The 221-nt window shown below is 40.7% G+C and carries 1 protein-coding gene; it reads right to left on the bottom strand.

The window, feature by feature from the left end:
- The coding region (locus HMPREF2597_RS12765; protein ID WP_176747067.1) for a hypothetical protein at positions 1-221 on the bottom strand (221 nt) is incomplete at both ends.

The raw sequence follows: 221 nt of genomic DNA, 5'->3' as shown, positions 1-221 counted from the left end.
TTATTTGTCACTGCTTGGCCACTATTATCTGTGGCATCTATCACAATTTCGTCTATAGCGGTATTCACCTCTTTGGTTTGGTCACTTATCTCTTTTACCGTCGGTGCCGTTGTATCTACAATTTTAATTGTGAATGTCGTATCTACTTTATTTCCTTGGTTATCCGTGCTTGTTACCACGATTGGATAGATGCCGACCTTCGTCGCTACACCACTTATTGT

This window comes from Staphylococcus sp. HMSC063A07 (assembly GCF_001836955.1).
GTDB lineage: Bacteria > Bacillota > Bacilli > Staphylococcales > Staphylococcaceae > Staphylococcus > Staphylococcus lugdunensis.
The sequence above is the reverse complement of the archived record's forward strand: the minus strand, read 5'-3'. Positions and strand labels throughout refer to the sequence as shown.